The sequence below is a fragment of the Chloroflexota bacterium genome, from assembly GCA_013152435.1.
Classification (GTDB): Bacteria; Chloroflexota; Anaerolineae; order DUEN01; family DUEN01; genus DUEN01.
Genome location: JAADGJ010000076.1, coordinates 94,259 through 114,041, shown reverse-complemented (window position 1 = coordinate 114,041; position 19,783 = coordinate 94,259). Strand labels below are relative to the sequence as shown.

Below are 19,783 nucleotides of genomic sequence, written 5' to 3'. Positions count from 1 at the left end.
TCAGGGCAACACCCACATTGGCGTTCACCATGTACGGTATTCTCGCATTGACATGACTGCCTCACAGAATCCGTTATTTCATATGCCAATCCCCCTTTCACATCTCATGCCCCGATATCCCAACACGTTTGGTCTCAATCCGCACCCCTCCTTTCCATACGCACGCGGAGCCGCAGGAGCCACTGCCGCCGCCTCGGACGCTCGTCTTTACTAATCGACGCAGGGGATGAACCCGTTTATAGTACCTTGGAATCAATTCGATTGGTTTGGGGTGGTTGCGGCGGCGCAGGAAAGCGATGCCGCCGCAACCACGAATCGAGGAAGGGATCAGTGTCGCCCATTGCCGGTCGACACATACAACGGCTCTCGTTGCAGCTCCATGGAAGCGCCCGCCGGTTCATGGGTGCCATCCTGCTCGGAGACGACGGGTTCCCTGACAAAGGTGGGAGCGCTCGTATCCAATGGCGCTGCTCCTTCCGTGGAGAGGGTAAACTCCGCCACGACCGCCTGCAGTTGCTTGGCCATGTCCGCCAGGCTTTGCGCCGTCGCGGCCATCTCCTCCACCTGGGCTGACATCTCCTCGGCGGAGGCGCTGACCTCCTCAGCGGCCGCGCTGTTCTCCTCGCTGACGCTGGCGATGCTCTCAATCGCCCGGCCGATCTCATCCGCGCTGGCCGCCAGCTCCTCCGTGGCCGCCGTGTTCTCCTCGACCACGGCAGACACGCTCTCCGCCGCCGACATCAGCTCCTGATTGATGCCGGTGAGCTCCTGAGACTTCGCCGCGACCTCCTGGATCTCCCCGGTCACCCCTCGTATGGCCTCCAGGATATCCTCCAGCGCTCGCCCGGCCATTCCGGCCAGATCGACCCCTGACTCCACCTGCTCCAGCGTTCTCCGCATGGCCTCGGTCACGGCCCCGGTCCCCTGCTGCACGCTCTGGATCAACTGGGCGATCTCCTTGGTCGCCTGCCCAGAACGCTCCGCCAGCTTCCGCACCTCGTCGGCCACCACCGCGAAGCCACGCCCCTGCTCCCCAGCCCGCGCCGCCTCGATCGCGGCGTTCAAAGCCAGGAGGTTGGTCTGCTCGGCGATGTCATCGATGGTCTCCACGATGACGCCGATCTGGGTGGAGTATTCCTGCATCTGCTGGACCTTATCGCTCACCTCAGCCACGGTTTCCCTGATCAGCTGGATGGCCTCTACCGTCTGCATGACCGTCTGAGCGCTGGCTTCCGCCGTATCGGTCACCCGGCCGGCATCCGCGGCGATGGACTGAGCGCTCTCCGCCACCCGGTCTGCGACGGTGGTCATCTCGGCGATGCTGCGGGAGATGCTCTCCACAGAGCGCGCCTGATCTTGAGCCCCCTCGGCCACTCCGCCCACGGCGCTGCTCATCTGGTCCACCTGGGCGGTGATGTCGGCGGCCGACTGGGCCTGCTGGGATACGCCATCGGCTACCTGCTGGATCGTCATGGCCACCTGCTGCACCGCCTCCGCCGACTGCTCCGAGGCGGCGGTGATTTGCTGGCTGGCCGAGGCCACCAGGGAAGCGTTCTCCTGCACTTGTCCGATCTGACGGCGCAGATTCGCCATCGTCTTATTGAAGGCGTTGCCAGTCTCCCGGAGGCGATCGATCATGAGATTGAATGCTTGACCCAGGTCGCCGATCTCATCACTGGATTTCACCTCGATATTTTGCGTCTGAATGGAGACGGAATGGGTGAGGTCGCCGTCGGCCATCGCGGCAGTGGCCGCCGCGAGATTCGTCAGATCCACCTGAGCGACCTGTTGGACCGCCTGCGCCATCCGCTTGGCCGCGTTGGCAATGGAGCGAGCCATGAAAATGCTGATCGCCAAGCCTATCAGCACAGCCCCCACTATCAGGCCGATGATCAAAGCCCGCTGTGAGGCGTACGCGTGGCGAGCGTTCTCACGGCGCAGCGCTGCACGCTCCACGCTATAGTCCATCAGCTTGTTCACAGCCTCTCGCGCGGTCCGGAACTCATCCACCATCTCCTTCCGAGCCAGGGTCTCCGCGGCATCCAAATCGCCCGCTTCCACCCACGCAAACACCTGCTCGATCTGGTCCGAGTAACGCTTCCACGGCTCCTCAAACGCCGCCAATAGGGCTTCCTCCTCATCGCTCAAACGCGTCTGGCGATAGAGCTTGATCTTCTCCTCAATACGCTTCTGTTGCTCCTCAATCTCCTCCTTCAGGCGTGCACGCCCCTCTTCCGTGTCGGCCAGGATGTACTCCAACAGATCACCACGGATGCGGTAGGCGGCCGACTTCAAATCATCGAGATTTTCCAAGCTGAGCACTTCCTGGCTGTACATGTCCTCAACGCGCGCATCGATAGCAGCCGCTTGGCCAAGGCCTACCCACCCGACGACGACAAGAAGGGCAAGCACTACCCCAAAGGCAGCCAACAACTTGTTACGCAGGTTAAATCTCATGATCATCCTCTCCTTTCTCATTCCCTCATCAATATTGCGGTGTGAGAACACCGACGCATTCTTTCGTCACTCAGATTGTCAGCCCCTCGGTGAAACCCGGATAAGAGATGGCGCACACCCTGCGACCTGGTACAGACTCAAACAGTTCGCAACAAATGCTTGCTCATGATCAGGCAGGGAACGGCCCTTTACTCTCCGACTCCTGGCGGGCGTGTCCTCTCTTCCCCCGCGCTTGAGGGTGATGCCCCCGACGGAAGAAGATAGCCCTCACCCGTTGGGCGTACGGAATCCGCACGCGCGAGGACTTCCGGCGTAGAGCCGCGCACATGGTTACGCAGCTTCACACACCCGCGTGTAGGCTGTCCTAATCGATGAGCGCCCTGCTCCCGGCTGCCAGGGCGGGAAGCCGAAGCCCCTGAGAACGTCCCAGGGGGCCGCCAACCCATGCATGGCAGCCCAATCGATCATTCGATTGTCTTAACGATCTAACGCCTTTGAACGATGGGGAAAAGGCTGCAACACTGCCGTTGCCAACCTATGAGCGAGGAATCCAACCTTGGAGAAATACACCGCTCAGATTTGGCCATAAGCGACCATTCGTGGTCCGTGATGAAACCGGCATCTGAGGAAAAAACAGGAGAAAACGAATGCCGTCCAGCTCTTTCGACGAGCTGATCCACTTCCTCGTGGGATCCATTGTCCGTTCAAGACTCCGACTCAGATACGCGAGACTCCACACCTCCTTATCGTGAGATCTATGATCGTCTATCCTATCGGCCTCGCGAGTGGACTCGTTCATAGTACCTCTGGGGGGTATCGCCAGGGCCTTTCCAAAGACCAACGCTCACATTGGCATATGCAACGTCTGCCGGGACGAGGCTTGCCCGCTGTCGTCCCCTCCCCAATCAGCCCGTGGGGATGAGAACGTGTCTGAAAAACACACCGCGTGGATCCGATAGTTGAGGGAGCCCCCCTCAGACACCTTGCCGGTAAATTTTCAGATACGCTAGCCACCATACACTACCCTCGGCCTACGCACTTTTCCCCGGAATCGTGTATAATAGAAAACAAGAACTCCTGTACACGGCCAGTGTTCGACAGAATCAAAAAACGACATGAGAACTTCTACGCTCCAGTTAGATCCCTGTTCGCGCGCAGCCCGGTGGACCGTGATTCTGGTGGCAATGTTCGCCACCATTTGGTTCCAACTGAGGAGAGGCGAATTTCCCATTATATGGATGGTCTGGGGGCTCGGCCTAGCAGCGATCCTCTTCGATCTCCTCATCCATCGACTCAGATCCAAACCCTTCCATAGGCGCCTCGATCCGAGGATCCAGCTCTCCCTCCAAGCGGGACAACTTCTTCTGGACCAGGCAGCTCTGGGGACGGGAATCTACTTCCTCGGCGGGCCACACACCCCCTTCCTGGCTCTTTACTTACCCTATCTGACGGCCAGTGCCTGCTCCCTGCCCAGCCCCGCTCGCTACATGCCGGCGGGGCTATCCGTGCTGGCCATCGGTGGGATGGCGATGCTGGAGAGAGGCGGGGGAGCCGCGCTGGCCAAGATATCCCCCAATGATCACTCGCTATACGCGATCTTGCTCTTCCTGCCGCTGATCGGCCTCAGCGTGGAGCTTGGGGCCTCCACCGCGCGGCGCCTGAAACTGGCGGAGCAGGAAGCGGAGAAGCTCAAGCGTCAGGCCCATTACCGGGTGCAAGACTTTATCCTGGCGCGATCAGCCGTCAGCGATCCCGACCTGCTGATGGGCCCCGAGCACATCGCCAGAGCCATCGCGCGCATGGCCCTGGCCGTCACCAGCGCCGCTCAGGCCGAAGTGCTGCTTCCCAACGGAGATGACGCCGCGTGGCGTGTAGTTGCTGTGCAGCGACGCGATCCTCAGTCACGAAATGGGGCGGCCAGAAATGGGACACCCCACGACGATGCCGCAGGCGTTGACGGCCGACAAGGCTCTACGCGCCCTCCCGTGAGCCAGAGAATCCTGGAGATACCGCTGGTACGCGAGGGACGTCCCACGGCCCTTCTCAAGCTGATCTATGAGCAGGACGTCGAAGACGCCACGAAGGAGAGCCTGGCCCTGCAACTGCTGTCCCAACACGCGGCCGTCGCCGTCGAGAACGCGATCCGCTATGAAAAACTGCTCGCCGAGCAGGAGCAGATCAAGGCCATCCTGGACCACGTGAGCGATGGGATCGTGGTCCTGGATGATACCTACCGGGTCGTGATGATGAATCCCGCCGCCGAGGCGATCACCGGATGGGAACAAGAGCGCGCCCTGGACGTACCCTGCACGGAGATCTTCCGCTGTCACGACGAGCGTAACCTGCTTTTGTGCGACTCGGAGGGCTGCCCATTGCGCGCCACGACCGAGTCCGAGAACGGCCAGCCTCGCACGGTCATCTTCCATCGGCAGGACGGACAACACGTCTGGGCGGAAGTGGCCTGCGCCCAACTCGAAGACCTGGAGGGAAGGCCTTCTTTTTTGTGCACAATCCGGGACGTTACCGAGTTCAAGAACCTGGAGCGGCTCAAGTCGGAGTTCATCGCCAGCGTCTCTCACGAGCTACGATCCCCTCTGACGATCATCAGCGGCTACAGCCAGATCCTGGAGCGAGCGCTCCGGCACGACGAGGAGTTGCTCTACTACGCCTCAGCTATCGATGAGGAGTCGCAGCTTCTGGCCCGGCTTGTGGACGACCTGCTGGACTTCTCCCGCATCGAGGCCGGGCGCCTGCGGCTGACGTTGGAGTGGTGCGATCTCGCGGAGGTGATCCTGGAGACGGTCAGGACATACGAGGGGCACACGAAGGGTCACCCCATTCGCGTGAACCTGAAGGCCAGGCCCGTTCATGCACACGTCGATCCGGTCCGCGTGCGCCAGGTCCTGATGAACCTTCTCAACAACGCGATCAAATACACGCCAGAGGGAACCCCTATCGAGGTCTCGCTGACGCTGGAAGAGGAGGACGGGAAGCGCTATGCCCGGATCAGCGTCCGGGACGAGGGACCGGGAATCGATCCCGAGCATCAGAAGAAGATCTTCGACCGCTTCTACCAGATCAGCCCCTCACAGGCCGGCGGGGGAGGCGTCGGCCTCGGCCTTTCCATCTGCAAAGCCATCGTGGAAGGGCACGGCGGGCGGATCTGGGTGGAGAGCACGCCGGGCAAAGGAAGCACATTCCACTTCACATTACCCCTGCCCTCCCCCGCGGACGAGCCGATCCCCCCGGACGAGCCAGCCGACGAATAGCCTCCCAGCGATGGAGGGATCGCGTTCCCCTACCCGCGTTGAGATCCGGCGACGAAGACGCGTCAGGGGCCGGTCATCCGCTGGAAGGTCAGCCGATAGTTGACGTGATGCTTGCTGGGAAGACCCAACCCCACCACCCGGTCGCTGGTCCCGACGACCTGGACGGTATACGCCCCCAGCGGGCCGTATAGCGGGAAATTCGCCCCCTTCTCCTCCTCCGTAGAGGTGGTCGCCGATCCATCGGACCACGACAGTTCCACGGGCTGTCCTACCACCGGCCGCCCATTCTCGTCCAACACACGGATGAAGACGTGATGCAATCCCTGGGCCTCCTCTGGGCTCTCCCAGCGCGCCTCGATCAGCCTCCAGACGGGCTGGCCGGGAGCAGAGGACGCCCGTTCCACGCGCACTCCAAGCTGATCCAGCCGGGGATCCCACACCAGGCCCGGGTTCTGAGGCGGGGAGGCCACCGGTCCCGGCTCCGCAGGAGACGTCGGCCCCGCGGGGGCTCTGACCTCCGGCCCGGGCGCAGGGTTCACCCGGCCGCCGTCCACCTCTGCACCGGCCACCACCCTGCCCTGCCGGTCCACCCACTGGACCTTCCAGCGATGGGCGGCGGGATTATCCGCCCGCCAGCGTGCGGTCAGGCTCTCACCCGGGGCTAGATCGGCCGTCCACTGGTTCACCAGGACGCCGTCCCGCCATAGCTGGAGCTGTCCACTCGCCCCGCCGGCGGCGGTGACCCCCAGCACGACTTCGTTCCCGCTCCAGTCCAGCCCCAACGCCAGATCCTCAGAGGCCCAGACCGCCGGCCCGATCCGCCCCGTGGGATACCATCGCTCAGTCCACGCCACGCTCTGGCCCGGGGCCAGCTCTGCATAGGTGGCGAAATCGGGGGTCACCCCACCCCACAGCTCCAGATAACGACTGCCGTCGTCCGTCCACAGGCTGGGATCCAATCCCGGCGCGGCGAAGATCTTCACCCCCGGGGCGGCATCGGCGGGGAAGATCCGGACCACTCCCACGCCGACCTGAGGATCGTAGACCCCCATGAAATCTCGCTGCGCCACGCCGAAGAACCCCAGGTAGGCGGGCCAGGCATCATACGAGCGCAGATCCCGTCCCCCGGCCATGGGCCAATCCATGCGACGTCCGGCCGGGAACGTCTTCTCGTCCGCGCTGGAGTGAACGACCAGGGTGTCCGACGGCCACACGAACCGGGTCCCGGGGGAGACCTGATTGCCCCCGGGGGCCAGCATGGCGTTCACCCAGAACTGATACCGCTGCGGTGTGGCCGTCGGGTTGCTCAGCTTCATGGACAGGGTGAAATACGAGTGGCTCGCGTCTAGCGAGATCGTGATCTCCGCCCGCAACCCCGTCCGCTCATCCGTGCGCGTCAGGGTCACGCCGGCCTGCTGACGATCCGCATAGGTCTGATACGTCCACGCGGGGTACTCATTGAACCCGTGCTCGTCCACCGGGAACGCCCACTCGAACCCTCCCGCTCCGATCCACCAGCCGCGATACCCCCATCGAGTCGGCTTGATGACCGGGTTCTGGTACACCAGGGAGCGGCCGGTGGCCTTGTCGATCCACTGATAGATCCGCCCCCCCAACTCGGGCAGGATCACCAGCCGCGTGTAAGCGTTCTCCAGGATCACCGCCTGGTAGGTACGCGGCGTGGGTGGGCCCAGCCGGTCGAAATCCAGCCGGGGATAGGGATAGATCGGGTCGTCCGGCGATGTGGGGACCAACGCCTGGTCGTACGGATAGGTCGGGATCAGCAGATAGGACTGGCTGACGCTGGGCAGCACAGCCGGCAAAGGCGCCGTGGATGCCCCCGCCGGAGCTCCCGTGGCCGGCGCGGGGGTCGGGGCGACGGTAGGCGTGGGCGTGGCCAGCACGTACCCGTTGTCCACAGGGACATGCCGTCGGGTCCTCCCCTGGGCCGCGAGCCGCTTGATGGCCAGCACCACAGGACGTGGCCCGCCCCCGGCCTGATACCAGGCAGCTCCCTCCCACGCCGGATTGCTCCCGCCGCTGTCCAGATTGCTCAACAGCCACGGCATGAAGGCGAAATAGTACGGCGGGGCCTCGTCTAGCATGTACTGGAAGGCCGCCTGGGTCCGCTGTACGACGTCCGCCTCGGTCACGGGAGGATAACGAGGGTCCTCACGCGCTCCCACGATCGCGCCACCCTCCGTGGTGATGATCGGGATCTCCCGGCCGATCCGGGTGTAGAGGATGTTCCGATACGCCTCGAACTTCCGAAAGCCGTTGGAGTCCTTGTCGATGGTGTCCCCCACGTAATAACCACCCTGCTCGCGAGGCAAACGAGAGATCTGACGGGCGTGATTGATGGCCTCCACGTCGGCCGCGCTGAGCCCTCGTTCGCTGATCTCGGCGGGCGTCAGCAGCACGCTCCATAGATTGACCGGATCCTCCGGATAGTTGAGCGGGTGGTTGAAGAAATAGTTGTGCAAAGGCACCCAAGCGCGGTCCAGCGTATCCAGGGCGTCGCGCTGTTTGAGCAAATCCAGGAACTCGGCCAGGAACTTCATGTCGTCGTAGGAGCCGCCAGGGGCCAGCGTCGGCAGCCCCGGATATCCGCCCAGGGCGGCGATCTGTCGCGCCGCGGGGATCCACAGGTCCGCGATCCGGGCAACGCTGATCTCCTCACCCGGGCGCCATCCCCCGGCCTCCCCCGCGATGTTCGGCTCGTTGTATAGCTCGTAGTAATACACCCCGCGGGCGATCCCCTCTCGCACGATCACGTCCAGATGCTCGTAGGGATCATTGAAGGGGCGATAGATCCGCAAGACGGGCATGATCCCCCGCTGCGTGAGCTGCTCGATCAGGTAGGTATGCTCCAGCTTGGGCTCATCGGGCTGCATCAGCTTGACCCATCGCAGCCCCATGTCCTCGATCTCCCCCACCAGGCGATCCACCACTTCCGGCGGTTGGCTGAACAGCGTGGGGGTCCAGTGAATCCCCCATCCGTTATCTCGCGGAGGGCGCGGGTACGCGCTCAGCGGCAGCGCTCCCGCGGCAGGAGGCGGGTTCAATGGCCTGGGCAGGGCGGCAGCCTCCGCCACCTCCTCCTGCACGGGGGTCGGCGTCGGCGTTGGGGCCGGATCCGACGCGACACGTGGCGTCCAGAGCGGCCTCGTCGCCACCGGCGCGTTGCGCCGCGTCTCGCCACGCCGTGGATGGGATTTGAGCATATCCACCACGGGGAGGTGACGCCCCTCTCGATTCTGGTACCAGGCCCAGGACTCCCAGGTGGGGTTGGGATTGTCCAGAGCCCGCTCGCCGATCAGCCAGCTCGTGAACGCGAAGTAGTAGGGAGGCGCCTCGTCGAGCATGTACTCGAACGCCTCAATGGTCATCTCCGCCTGCAAGGCCGGGGTCACCTTGGGATACCGAGGGTCCTCACTGGATCCAACGGTGGCTCCCCCCTCGGTGCTGATGAGCGGGATCTCAAATCCGAAGATCTCATAGAAGCGATTCCGATAGGCTATGAACTGGAGAAAGCCGTTATTGTCCTCATCGATGGTGTCCCCCACGTAGTAGCCCCCCTCCGATCGCGGCCGGCGAGCGATCTGACGGGCGTGGTTGATCGCCTGCACCTCGGCCGGAGAGAGGCCATACCGCTCGATCTCTTCCTGGGAGAGCGGCGTGCCTTTCAGATTGACCTCGTCGTAAGGGTAGCGAACGGGATGGTTCAGGAAGTAGTTGTGCACAGCCCCCCAGGAGCGATACAGGACGTCGGTGTTCCCCGTCTCCTTGATGAGCCGCAAGAAGCGGATGAAGAAGCTGTTCTGCCAGTTGGGGTCCTTGATCGACGGCGGGAACATGGCCGGAAGCGAGGGGAACCCGCCCTCCTCCTGGATCACACGAGCGGCCGGCAGCCACATGCGGAACAGGCGCTCCGGGTCCGGATGCCCACCGCCACACCAGCCGCCCGCCTCGCCCTCCAGGTCGGGCTCGTTGAACAGCTCGTAGTAGTACACTCCCATGGGGCGATAGTGTCGGACCAGCCGACGCAGCGAGCCGAGGTCCAACGGCTTGTTGCACGGCTGGTAGATCCTCATGATGGGCATCATCCCGTGGGCCACCAACTGTTGGATCAGATATTCGTTGTGGCGCCCATCCGTGCCATCGTTCAGGAACTTTACCCACTTGATCCCCATGGCCTCCATCTCGGCGATGAAGTAATCCACCACCTCAGGGGACTGGCCGTAGACGTTAGTCGTCCAGTGGATCCCCAGCCCGTTATCCTGCGGCGGCCTAGGGTACTCGCTAAGAGGAAGTGGGGCCGCATCCTGCGCATCCACCGACCACGCGATCCCCCCGCTCGCCAACAAAGCCAGCGCGATCAATCGCATGACCCACTCCATCACGGGACGAATGCGCATCGTCTTCACTTTCATCACGACACTCCCCTCCCTCATCGAGGATACCCCAGGGATTTTCAAAGCTCAGGCAAGGGCTACCTATCCCCCAAAACCGGCCGGTCGCCCCCTTCCATCGGGGGCAACGCACGCGTCACCCAACACAAGGTTGTGCCCCTGGACATAAACCGGCAGCCATGAAGATGCCGCTTTCCCGCCCTTCGTACTGTAGGGGGCACAGCGGCGCCGTGCCCCCTACAACGCAAGCTCACGCCTTCGCATCGTTTGAGCAAGTGCTTATGGGGCGATCCGGCGGATCGCCCCTATATCCACTACCGGACGATGTTCACCAGCTCCGTCAGCATCTGATCGGAGGCGGTGATCACCCGGGAGTTGGCCTGGAACCCACGCTGGGCCCGGATCATGTCCGTGAACTGCGTGGCCAGGTCCACGTTGGACATCTCCAGATAGCCCGCGTTGATCTGCCCACGCTCCCCGGTTCCGGCCACACCCACCACGCGATCGCCCGTGTTGGCCGATTCGGCGAAGAGGTTCTGCCCGATCTTGATGAGGCCGGCCGGGTTGCGGAACGTCGCCAGGGCGATCTGCCCCACGGCCTGGCGCAGCCCGTTGGAGTACACCCCCATCACCATGCCGCTGGCCGCGACATCGAAGCCGATGAGGGCGCCCGCCGCGTTGCCGTCCTGCGAGATGGCCCGCACCTCGCTCAGGTCGGCCAGCTGGGTCAGGCCGCTCAGGTTCAGGTTGATGTCCTGCGGGGTGTCCGCCCCATTGGCCAGCTGGATCTGCATCGTCTGCGTGCCACCAGCGGTCACCTGCCCCTGCGCATCGAACTCGATGTCGGTAAGGGTGGGGTTCGTGATGGTGACATCGGGATCATTGGTGCTGGCCGTGACGCTCCACGTATTGGCGGCCTGCTTCTCAAAGGTCAGCGTGATGTAGTGAGACGTCCCCATAGAGTCGTAGACCTCAAAGGTGACGGAGGTCGCCTCACCGGTATCGGCGGAGGAATTCAGATTCCCGCCGAAGGTGACGTTCTCCGTCTGCTGGGCGGTGACCCCGCTGCCCAACGCGATGGTGATCGGGGTCAGCGGCCCTGAGGGATCGACGCTACCGTTCACGGCCTGCCATCCGAGGATGTACATCCCCGTGTTCGGATTCACCAGCTTCCCGTCGGTGGAGATATCCAGCGTGCCGTCTCGTGAGTAATACTGCTGATTGGGGCCCTGGTAGATGAAGAACCCCTCTCCCTGAATGGCCAGGTCGCTGTTCCGCCCGGTGGCCTGCAGCCCACCCTGGAGGAACTGCGTCTGCACGCCTCCCAGCATCATGCCCAGGCCGATCTGTATCGGGTTGATCCCGCCGCGATTGGCCGCCGGATCGGGCCCGACACCGCTGCTGATGACCTGGTTCATCATCTCCTGGAACGTGATCCGGCTGCTCTTGAACCCAACCGTGTTCACGTTGGCGATGTTGTTCGCCACCACGTCCATGAACGTCTGGTGGAACCGCAGAGCAGACGAAGCAGAAATCATAGAGCGCAACATCGTGACTACCTCCTGAAGGGGTTTTGTGATTCGTTATGTCATGTTGTTGCGTCGGCCCCCTGCAAGAGGTCCGGCCGTACGCAACGGATTCCGTCTTCCTCCAAAGCTCGGGCACCGGCCCGAGCGATCCGATCAGGCGAGCACCGCACTGTCGATGTGCGTGAACACGTTCGATCTGCGATGAGCGGCATCAATGGCCGTGATCACGGTGCGATTGCGGACGCTCACCACGAACGCCAGATCGTCCAGCAGGATCAGCGACTCCTTCGCCCCCTTCTGGCGAGCCGCCTCCACAGCCCTCTCGATGCGATCCCGCTGCGCCGCATCCAACTCAATCCCGCGCGCCTGGAGACGAGAGGTCGCATGACGGGAGAAGCGAAGCCCCTCCTCCTCCATCTCCTGACGCAGGACGGCGGCGAAGTCGGGTCGCCCCGAGTCCGGCGGCCGTGAGGCGCTCTCGCGCCGGGCAGACGTCGCTCCCCGCACGGACTCCGACGCGATGGGCAGTGTGATCTTCTCAACCATATGCACGCTCACTCCATACCTCAACGCACCGAAGTGACCCACTTCAGCGGCACCTGTCGATCTCCCAGATCCAGGGTCACCGTGCCATCACGGACCAGGGCACCCTGCACCACGCCCTGGAAGGGCTGGTCGGTGTCATCCGTCCCCTGCACCGTGCGCCCGATCATAGCGCTGGCCTGCAGGAGCTGCTGTTGCGACATGAAGGCCTGCAAGCTCTCGTTCATGCGCCACATCTGCTCCAGCGTCGTGAGCTCGGCCAGCTGCGACAGGAACTCCCCGCTGTCCATGGGGGACAACGGATCTTGGTGACGGATCTGGGCGATCAGAAGCTTGAGAAAGGCCTCATGGTCGATCCCCAGCAAGGAGCGCTCGTCGCTCTCCGGACGGCTCTCCTGCGCCTGAGGGGCAGCCGCCATGAGACCGGCCGCTGCAACTGCCCAAGGGGTTTCATCCATACGCCTACCTCCTAGACCTCCAGATCGATCAGCGCATCAGGACGCCGATATGCCGGCCGACGCGCCCCGGTGATGCGTTCGGTGGTGGGGCGTGTGTACGCCGCTGGGACATACCCCGGCAGCTCAGGCTGGTCCCACAAGGGCCCCTGCCCGCCGCCGTTCTGCCAGCTCGCGCCCCCGGCGTCCATCTGGCCGGCCACGACCTCACACCGCTCCAGGTGGATGCCGTGCCCCTCCAGCCCTGTGCGCAGACGATCCAGGTTCGACTGGATGACCGCCTGCGCCTCGGCCGTCTCCGTCCGCATGAGCAGGGTCATCCCATTGCGACCAGACACCAGACGCACCTCCAGGCGGCCCAGCTGCTCCGGATGAAGCTGCAGCCGGCACTCCGACTCGCCACGCCGCCAGGCCACCCGGATCTGGCCCACCAGTTCCTCCAGCGTGTCCGCGATGTTGAACTCTCGCCCATCGGAGCTCACGAGCCCGGCCCCGACCTCAGCGGATCTGGCAACCGGGTTCTTCGCCCCCGGAATGGGCGCCGCCTCCGCCCACGAGACGGATGCGGGGCCTGGGGCCTGCCGGGCTCCCGGCTCGCGACGCTCACCTCCGGGACGGGAGTAAGCCATCCCCGGATCACGTCCGGCCTCGACAGCCGCCGGGATCTCAGCCGGGCGAGGATTCATCAGGGTGCTGTTCACGTGCCCGCGTTGGGCCGCTATCCCCCGATCTCCCATGGAGTCGAGCCCGACATCCGCCCGCGCAGCGGGTGATGGCACATCCCTGGGATCTCGCCCCCCGACGCCCACCGGAGGGGACGTCTTCGCCGCGTCCGGGACCACTGGGGTCTCCCCCCGAACAGGCGCTGTCACACGTCCGGAAGAGACCGGCCGCGCCGGCTCCCCCGTCCCATCACCGACCACCGGCGGAACGCTTGCCCCAGAGGGCCGCGCCGCCTCCGTCCGGGGAAGCCCAACGGCCTCCACTCCAGACGGCTTTTCTTCTCGCATCGGCTTCCCCGCGTCGGGGACGTCCACACGAGCGGGGCCGGACTCCATCTCGGGCCTCCCGACGGGTGGGATGTTCCGCCCCGCCAGGAGCGTCCTTCTCCATCGGGGCACCCGCATCCCGATCGCGTCCCTCACACTTGGGAGGCGTCCCGACTCCACTCCCATCGATGGCTCCTCACCCGAGGACTGGGCAGCCGAGCCCTCCGTACGTCCCGGCGATGACACGACAGGATCCGCCCAGATGGATGGCCGCCCCACCGGCTTCGAGGCACCAGACTTCCGGCCTGTCCCCGGTGAGCCATCGGAGCCGCCAGAGATGACGCCCTGAGATCCCTCGGGCAGCTGCGCCCCCTTCGGCATCTCCGACATCGGCGCCTCCAGAGCGGAGCTCGGCTCGGCCGCGAGCGTCATCGATGGGGCGACAGAGGGCTGGACGACACCCTCTCGGATGCCCTCCTGTCCACCCAGCTGCCCTTGCGGTAGGGCCTGGGAGGCTTCCTCCGGCTTTCCCTCCACGCCTACGGGCGACATACTCGGAGTGGACGCCACGAACGGCGCTCCCATCCAGGTCGTCTCCCCCTCCGGAGGGGACACGGTCTGGGCGGATAGGCCGTCAGGCCACGCCCGGGGTGCGACCTTGCCCGCCCCCGGATGCGGGCCACGTCCCCCCGCCTGGAGGACATCCGCCAGCGCCTCCACGCCCTCCACCCCAGCCTCCGACGCATGGAAGGCCGACGCGACGGGCCCACCGCTCACCAGCTCCGGTTGGACACTTGGGGGGAACACACTGACCCCCACGCAGGACAGCGCCAGATCGCCTGCAGGCACCACCTCCTTCCGCCCGATCGATCGTTCAGGACGGGCGTCCTGCGCCATGTCCTCCCCCGGCGCCATGGCGGCCGCATCGTCGCCCTGGCCCGGGCCATCCCCGGCGGCCGCGAACAAAGCCCACAGCATGGGGCGGAAATCGCCCACGGTGGCCGACGCGGCCGTCATGGAGGCCTCGGCGCCAATGAGGGCCTCTCCCATGGCCGGCTGGATCAGGGAAAAGATGTTCAGATCACTGACTTGCACCCAATCACCTCCTTTCTGCCAGGAGAATATGAGGTCGCCAGCCTCTTCCCTGCACGCGCTTCCTCCGACAAGCGGTCACCTCCCGAACGCGGATCACTTCCTCTATCGACAACTTCTGGCCGGCAGATCCGCCGTCTGAAGGATCGGGCGCCCATCCGCGCTGTGCACCCAGACGGATGTATTCGTCCGGATGCCATCTACGCTCAGCCAGAAGTACATCCGATTATTGGGATTGCGCGCCGCCCGCACGTCGACGTTGTTGAAATCCCAGACGACATAGCGCATGCCACCGCGGCTCACCTCCCTCGGCACACCGATCATCCCCTTCCCCCCGGTCAGGTCCACCCCGTGGTTGATGGACCAATGAAGTCGGACCGTCGGGAGCCAGGGAGCCTTCGCCGGAAACGCCCGCTGCGTTCCCGTCTCAAGGAGGATCGCCGTCAGGTTGGCCCGCTTCGCCTCGGAGACGGGCGCGCCGCCGTGCGGCCAGAGGATGAAGATCTTCGCGTCCACCTCCGCCGGCGGCGACGTCAGCAGGCCCGCCGGCACCGGCTCGGCGACCCCCAGCGTGCGCGCATCCTGGCCCATGGACACCACGTTCCACACCGTGTCCACGCCCTCCACCGAGGCGAAGAAGTGCATCGGCTCCCCGGACCGCTGCAACGAGTCGATGTTCACGCCGGTGAAGTCCCAGGCGGGGAACGTGCGCCCTCGCTCCTGAGCCATCCGCTTGCGCCCTACCGCCAGCATCCGGGCCGGGTCATCGCCAACAGCCCCCCAGAGGAGCACCGTGGGCTCCCAGTCGCACGGTGGCGGATCCAGCGATCGATCGGCGAACAGATACACCGTCGCGTTGATGTGCCCTGGAGCGGAGGGCCACAGCGCCTCCACCTTGGCCATCACCCGGGACGGCGGAGAGGCATCCCCCGCCCGCCCATACATCGGCGCAGCAGCCGTGGGTGTGGGCGTCAGGGCCAGCGGCTCGGAGAACACGATGATCTCCTTTTGCGGCGTTGGCGTGGGCGTCGAGCTGGGCAGCACACCAATCACCTCCACCGTCGGCGTAGGCGTTGGGCTGGGTGGCACGACGATCACCTGCACCGCCGACGTGGGAGTAGGCGTAGGAGTCGACACCCTCTCCGGTGTCGGCGTCGGTGTGGGCGTCACGGTCCCGCCGACCGCCAGCGTAGGCGAAGGCGACGGCGTCGAGCCCACGCCAGGTGTGGGCGTCGCAGCAACCGGCTCCTTGGGCACACGAATCCCGCGAATCGTGATCTTATGGAAGATATCATCGCCGTCCCCGGCGGAGTTCAGCCGGAGGTCCATGCCGCCGGGCAGCATGTCCGCCAGGAAGAGATCGTCCAGGACCCATACCGCCTCACGCCATCTCCCCGAATCGGTCTTCTCCACGCGAACCTGGCGAAGCGTGCCCTCCGGGTCGGCATACTCCAGGAGCCACACGTCGGTACCCTGATCCAGGTACCACACGCTCACCTCGTACTGAACCTGCCCGCCATAGGCCACAGGGAGCTGCCCGGCGAATTGCCAGGCATCATCCACATCCAGGGAGATCCACGGATTGCCGCTCGCCTCGTCCGTGCGCCGCGCATGCCGACCGAACGGCTGATCCGCGGCCGTCCGCGGCAGATCCTCCTCTCGCAAATGCACGGTGCGATTGCCCGGCAGATCGTCCGAGCGATACAGGTAAAAGCTCCAATCCCCCGGATCGCACCCGTTCCCGCTGTTCTTCCACATCACCGGCGCGCATTCCGCATCGCGCAGCACGATCCACACCGCCGGCGCATCCGCAGCCGTTCGATTCAAACTTTCCTGCATGGTTCTCCATACCTCCGGCACCTGATCCAGGTCGCCCAGCCAATCATCCTGCAAGTCGATGAACGTCGCGTGATGAGCCAGCGCGTTGTGTACCATCCAATACGCGTACTCAACGGGGTCTTCCCCGCCGACAGGATTGCTAAAGGCGGGCTCAAAAGCGATGGGCACCTGCCCCGCGAAGCGATCTGCCGTGTCCATCTTCTGCCATCCGGTGCTGTTCAGATACCCGACGGCCGTCACCATGTCGGGCTGAAGGGCGTTCGCCTTGTACCCGATCCCCAATTTGGCCGCCCTCAACATGATGCGCCTCCTGGACCAGGGACCGGAGCGGCCCACGCAGGCGCTTGGGGCCGCTTGAATCCACAGCGGCTTATGTGGGAAGGCATCCGCGTACCATCCCATCAGCCGATCCAGAAACCGCATATAGGCTTCACAATCCAGGTATCGGGCCAGCTCCGTCGGGTAATCACACGATCCCACCCGCTTGGCCGGCTGCGTCTCATCATCCAGGCCGGCGCCGATCCAGATCCCCGCCACCAGTGGGTTCTGATCGTAGCGGGCGCCGAAGGCAGCGATGGCAGAGGCCAGGGCCGATTGCCACGCCAGATCGTCATAGAGGGGCACGGCCGCTGGAGCGCACCCCTCCGGCTGGACCACATATCCCACCGGACGCCCGTCCAGCTCCGGACGCCCATCCATCGCGTCGTAGACCCAGGTCGGTGTGAAATCCCGGAAGCGCCCCTCCTCACCGCTGGCGGCCAGCATCAAGGTAAACATCACCGGCTTATATATGGAAGAGCCGTCCGGAAGCGTCACCCGTTGGGTCCGAGCGACGCGCAGATACTCATCGAACTTGGACCAATCGAACTGTCCTGGGGCAGGGTTGATATCCTCCCATGTGAACTCGATGTGACTCCCGATGGGGCCTCGCTGGGGAGCCTCGGCCTGCCAGTTGCGATTGCGCCAGTCATACATGACATAGGGCATGGCAGGGAAGTACTCCTTCCCGTAAACCAGATCCGTACGAACCGAGGCCACCTGAAGCTCGACCGGCTCGCGGTATCGGATCGTCAACCGGGGGCGATGCCCCACGTCGTTCCACTCCGAGCTGGCGAGGTAATACTCCACCGTCCCGCCGAAATCCGCGGCCAACGCCAGGTGCAGATCTCGATCCGGCCGCCCCGCCTGTTGGCGTACGGCGGCGGTCACGTCCCACGTGTACCATCGGCCAACCCCGTCCAGTCTCTGGTGCGCCACGGCGTCGCCGCGATCGGCCTCACCGACCGCGCCAGGCCGCCCCCACGGACGTCCAGGCGCAGCCTCGCGCCAGGTCGCCCCCGCCTCCCACGGCCGGGCCAGCGGATAAGCCGCCACATCCAGGGGCAGCGGGGCGCTGCGGCCGTCCACCCACAACACCAGGCTCGCGCTCGCCACCTCCGCGTCCGCGGGCAGCTCGCTCAGGTCAAACCGCAGCAGGGCGACCGACCGGCCGGACAGGGACAGGATCGGCTCGGCATCATGAGATCGGTCGGGATCGGCCGCCGTGATGTAAGTGTCCGCCACCTGGACCCGGGACGGCCCGGCCGTCTGGATCGTCAGGGTGCGGACCGGCACCTCCTGGGCCGGGGCCCTCATCGGCATGCCGATAGGGAGCAAGGCAAGGATCAGCCACCCGATCACGGCCGACCTCGCACGCACCCAACCCCAAAGGAGATGCTTCCGTCCTCTCATCTCACCCCGATCTTACCTTCGCCCTCCGGCGATGATGGATCGCAACAAAGCCAGCTTGCGAGACAGCACCAGCGCTGAGGCCTGGTAGCGGATCGCCGTCTCGGCCAGGGTGGCCATCTCCTTCTCCAGGTCCACGTTGTTCCTATCCGCCCGCAGGGTGGTGCCCGAGCGCTCCCGCACGATGGGGCGTACGTCCAACGCCGACTGCGGAGTGAGGGAGATGTGGGCCGGATGGGTCACGCGGAGCGCGACGACCTCTCCCCGCTGAGCCTCCAGCGCCCGCTGTAGCTCGGACTCGAAGATCACCTCGGATGCCTTAAACCCCGGTGTGCTGATGTTCGCCAGGTTGTTGCTGATCACCTGTTGCCGAAGCGAGAGCCCCGTCAGGGCCTCTTGCAGCAGAACGCTGGTCGCATCGTTCCAGAAGACCTTCATCCCCTTCCTCCTATGCCATCCACTCCCCCACGCCGGCGGCTTCCAACACCCGCCGCACGTAGGTTTGCGTCTCCGCGTAGGGAGGGATGCCGCCATAGCGATCCACGGCACCCGGCCCCGCGTTGTAGGCCGCCAGCGCCAGGGAGACGTCGCCATAGCGGTCCAACAGTCGCCGCAGGTAGGTCACTCCACCCTCAATGTTCTGCGCGGGATCGAAGCTATCCTCGACCCCCAACGCCTTCGCGGTAGCATCCATGAGCTGCATGAGCCCTTTGGCGCCGGCCGAGGAGACCGCCTTCGGGTCAAAGTTCGACTCGGCCCAGATCACCGCCTTGATCAGCTGCGCGGGCAGATCGTGCCGCTTCGCCGCCGCCTCGATCAATTCCTCGAAGGGGACTGGCCCCATCCCGGAGCGCGCCCTTGCACCGGACGGGGTGCGACGCGCCTGATCGGAGCGGGCCAGCCGCTCGGCGAACTGCTGCAAGATCGCCGTCTGAATCCTCGCCAACGTGAAGTGTGCCCCAATGCCCCCGATGATGCCTTCCATCAGCTCACAACACCTCTCTTCGGTTATGCCGGGTGATGTTCAAGTCGTCCACAAAGACCTGCTCCGCCCGGGCTTCCTCCTGGGCCAGGCGCTGCTCCTCGCGCTCCTTCAAGCGCTCGATCTTCTTCTTCTCCTGCAGAGCCTCGGTGAGCGCCTCACGGCAGGCCTCCGTCCGCTGCGCCAGCTCTCGAACGACCGCCGCCTGCTGTTCCAGGTCCGCCTCCAGGCGCGCCAGATAGGATTCGGCCGTCAACAGGCCCATCTGGTCCAATCGAGCATCGCTGCGCATCTCCCGGATCTCCCGCAAGGTGCGCACGCGCCTCTCCTGCAACGCCCTCAAGATCGCCTCCGCGTGGGCCTGCATCTTGACGGCCTCCGCCAGCTCCATCTCGCGGGCCTCTACCAATGACTCACGGTAGGACAGCACGGACTCCAGGCGAAATCGCTTCCTCATCCTCGCACCTCACAGGCTCGATCTGACGCGC

Annotated in this window: 11 protein-coding genes; 1 reads left to right on the top strand and 10 read right to left on the bottom strand. The window is 64.7% G+C overall.

Annotation, left to right across the window (positions count from 1 at the left end):
• Window positions 1-327: 327 nt before the first annotated feature.
• Window positions 328-2,457, bottom strand: coding sequence for a HAMP domain-containing protein (locus GXP39_11125; GenBank protein NOZ28588.1), 2,130 nt, complete (start codon window positions 2,455-2,457; stop codon window positions 328-330).
• Window positions 2,458-3,986: 1,529 nt separating this feature from the next.
• Between GXP39_11125 and GXP39_11120 the strand changes: the two genes are divergently transcribed.
• A complete protein-coding gene (locus GXP39_11120) occupies window positions 3,987-5,726 on the top strand; it encodes a PAS domain S-box protein (GenBank protein ID NOZ28587.1) in 1,740 nt (579 codons plus the stop codon).
• Window positions 5,727-5,788: 62 nt separating this feature from the next.
• Here the strand turns inward: GXP39_11120 and GXP39_11115 are convergent, their stop codons facing one another.
• From GXP39_11115 to fliJ, 9 genes are all read right to left on the bottom strand, one after another.
• Window positions 5,789-10,159 carry a DUF5107 domain-containing protein gene (locus GXP39_11115; protein NOZ28586.1) on the bottom strand — a complete coding sequence of 1,457 codons (4,371 nt, stop codon included), beginning with the start codon at window positions 10,157-10,159 and terminating at the stop codon, window positions 5,789-5,791.
• Window positions 10,160-10,452: 293 nt separating this feature from the next.
• Window positions 10,453-11,688: a flagellar hook protein FlgE gene (locus GXP39_11110; protein NOZ28585.1), complete on the bottom strand. Its 1,236-nt coding sequence runs from the start codon at window positions 11,686-11,688 to the stop codon at window positions 10,453-10,455.
• Between the two features lie 132 nt (window positions 11,689-11,820).
• Window positions 11,821-12,213 (bottom strand): hypothetical protein, encoded by a 393-nt coding sequence (locus GXP39_11105; GenBank protein NOZ28584.1) that lies wholly within the window; start codon window positions 12,211-12,213, stop codon window positions 11,821-11,823.
• A gap of 20 nt (window positions 12,214-12,233) precedes the next feature.
• Window positions 12,234-12,668: a flagellar biosynthesis protein FlgD gene (locus tag GXP39_11100; protein NOZ28583.1), complete on the bottom strand. Its 435-nt coding sequence runs from the start codon at window positions 12,666-12,668 to the stop codon at window positions 12,234-12,236.
• A gap of 11 nt (window positions 12,669-12,679) precedes the next feature.
• On the bottom strand, window positions 12,680-14,749 hold the full coding sequence (locus GXP39_11095) for a hypothetical protein (protein NOZ28582.1): 2,070 nt from the start codon (window positions 14,747-14,749) through the stop codon (window positions 12,680-12,682).
• A gap of 102 nt (window positions 14,750-14,851) precedes the next feature.
• Window positions 14,852-18,265, bottom strand: coding sequence for a DNRLRE domain-containing protein (locus GXP39_11090; GenBank protein ID NOZ28581.1), 3,414 nt, complete (start codon window positions 18,263-18,265; stop codon window positions 14,852-14,854).
• Between the two features lie 63 nt (window positions 18,266-18,328).
• A complete protein-coding gene (gene flgB / locus GXP39_11085; GenBank protein NOZ28580.1) occupies window positions 18,329-18,751 on the bottom strand; it encodes a flagellar basal body rod protein FlgB in 423 nt (140 codons plus the stop codon).
• A gap of 10 nt (window positions 18,752-18,761) precedes the next feature.
• Window positions 18,762-19,298 (bottom strand): lytic transglycosylase domain-containing protein, encoded by a 537-nt coding sequence (locus tag GXP39_11080; protein NOZ28579.1) that lies wholly within the window; start codon window positions 19,296-19,298, stop codon window positions 18,762-18,764.
• 4 nt (window positions 19,299-19,302) lie between these two features.
• Complete coding sequence (gene fliJ, locus GXP39_11075) at window positions 19,303-19,752, bottom strand: flagellar export protein FliJ (protein ID NOZ28578.1); 450 nt, start codon at window positions 19,750-19,752, stop codon at window positions 19,303-19,305.
• Window positions 19,753-19,783: the final 31 nt, after the last annotated feature.

Coding starts and splice junctions, on each gene's coding strand:
- GXP39_11100 (NOZ28583.1), bottom strand. CDS start 12,668: ATGGATGAAACCCCTTGGGCAGTTGCAGCGGCCGGTCTCATGGCGGCT.
- GXP39_11115 (NOZ28586.1), bottom strand. CDS start 10,159: ATGAAAGTGAAGACGATGCGCATTCGTCCCGTGATGGAGTGGGTCATG.
- flgB (NOZ28580.1), bottom strand. CDS start 18,751: ATGAAGGTCTTCTGGAACGATGCGACCAGCGTTCTGCTGCAAGAGGCC.
- fliJ (NOZ28578.1), bottom strand. CDS start 19,752: ATGAGGAAGCGATTTCGCCTGGAGTCCGTGCTGTCCTACCGTGAGTCA.
- GXP39_11105 (NOZ28584.1), bottom strand. CDS start 12,213: ATGGTTGAGAAGATCACACTGCCCATCGCGTCGGAGTCCGTGCGGGGA.
- GXP39_11120 (NOZ28587.1), top strand. CDS start 3,987: ATGCTGGAGAGAGGCGGGGGAGCCGCGCTGGCCAAGATATCCCCCAAT.
- GXP39_11125 (NOZ28588.1), bottom strand. CDS start 2,457: ATGAGATTTAACCTGCGTAACAAGTTGTTGGCTGCCTTTGGGGTAGTG.
- GXP39_11080 (NOZ28579.1), bottom strand. CDS start 19,298: ATGGAAGGCATCATCGGGGGCATTGGGGCACACTTCACGTTGGCGAGG.
- GXP39_11110 (NOZ28585.1), bottom strand. CDS start 11,688: ATGTTGCGCTCTATGATTTCTGCTTCGTCTGCTCTGCGGTTCCACCAG.